1 protein-coding gene is annotated in these 1,003 nt (G+C 52.3%); it reads left to right on the top strand.

Translation table 11 applies throughout. From position 1 onward, the window contains the following. The first annotated feature begins 85 nt into the window (after positions 1 to 85). The gene (locus V6D20_21320) at positions 86 to 940 is read left to right on the top strand and encodes a TniB family NTP-binding protein (protein HEY9818322.1); all 855 of its coding nucleotides are present in this window, start codon (positions 86 to 88) and stop codon (positions 938 to 940) included. Positions 941 to 1,003: the final 63 nt, after the last annotated feature.

The raw sequence follows: 1,003 nt of genomic DNA, 5'->3' as shown, positions 1-1,003 counted from the left end.
GTGTACGACTACGAGCAACTGCGTCGATTGCATGGACATTAACTCCTAACCGTCCAACATCTGCCAACCTCCATCGAGATCCTCCATGCCTCCCAAAGAGAAATCTCCTGTCCCTAAGTCATCTGCTTCTGTTTCCTCACCGCCCGCGATCGCCGACATCAACGATCGCATTCGGCAACTAGGCCGCCGTCGAATCCTAGAACTGCCCCAGATGCTCGATTTTCATACCTGGTTAGATGGAAAACGCCTAGCCCGTCAATCCTGCCGTGTGATTGGTGAATCACGCACCGGTAAAACTGTTAGTTGTGACACCTACCACCTCAAAAGCCAAATGACCCAACGACCGGGTCACGCCCCCATCGTTCCTGTCATGTACTGGCACTGTCGCGAGAACCTATCCGTTCGTAGCCTCTTCATCGGCTTACTTGAGACCCTTCAGTATCAAGCCACCCGTGGCCAAAACCCTGAACTACGAGAGCGGGTGTACCACGTATTACGGAATTGCCAAGTCGAGATGATCATTTTCGACGAAGCCCAACGGGCGAGTGCCCAAGCCATGTCCGAAATTCGAGATATCTCCGACCTTTTAGAAATTGCCGTTGTGTTAGTGGGCACCGATCGCCTCAACGTCGTGATCCAACGTGATGAACAAGTGCTGTACCGCTTTCTATCGGCCTATCGATTCTCCCGCCTAGATAGCGACGATCTTCAATCCATGACCGCCCTATGGGAAACCCACGTCCTGCAGCTTCCCGACCCATCAGAATTGACCCAACCTAAAGCCCAGAGTTTATTACTGCAAGCGACCCGAGGCTATATCGGCGTCCTCGATCAAATCCTATGTGAAGCTGCCATACGAGCCTTGCAGCAGGGCCAGACCCGCATCGAACTACCCTTACTCAGACAAGTCGTCAAAGAATGCTCCCTAGCCATCAAATAGAGCAGACGCCTTATGACGTGTTCCAACACGAACCACCCCAACCAAAGCACTCAAAACACTCAA

Source organism: Candidatus Obscuribacterales bacterium, assembly GCA_036703605.1.
Taxonomy (GTDB): Bacteria; Cyanobacteriota; Cyanobacteriia; order RECH01; family RECH01; genus RECH01.
The sequence above is the reverse complement of the archived record's forward strand: the minus strand, read 5'-3'. Positions and strand labels throughout refer to the sequence as shown.